This is a genomic window from Methylophaga sp. UBA2513, from assembly GCF_002341285.1.
Classification (GTDB): Bacteria; Pseudomonadota; Gammaproteobacteria; order Nitrosococcales; family Methylophagaceae; genus Methylophaga; species Methylophaga marina.
The window spans coordinates 105774-106023 of the sequence record NZ_DDNT01000009.1; the positions used below are offsets into that span (position 1 = coordinate 105774).

Here is a 250-nt window from a genome sequence, read left to right on the forward strand (position 1 = left end):
CAACACGCAGGAAGTCAGCGTGAATGATTTTGTTGTCATTGGCAGGGTGACGTTGCAGGTCTTTTAATACAACTTGCTCTTTTTTCTTGCCAATGTTCAGCGTCAGAATGTGTGCATAAAATGCTTCTTCAGCTAAATGACGAATGAATTGGTTATGATCTAAAGCGATCGAAACTGGCTCTTTTTCAGCGCCATAAACAACAGCTGGTACTTTACCCGCATGACGAAGGCGGCGGCTCGCACCTTTCCC

Annotated in this window: 1 protein-coding gene; it reads right to left on the reverse strand. The window is 45.2% G+C overall.

Annotated elements, in window-relative coordinates:
* Positions 1-250 (reverse strand): 50S ribosomal protein L25 (rplY, locus tag B3V56_RS05855; protein ID WP_289284049.1); only part of this gene is annotated, 250 nt, incomplete at both ends.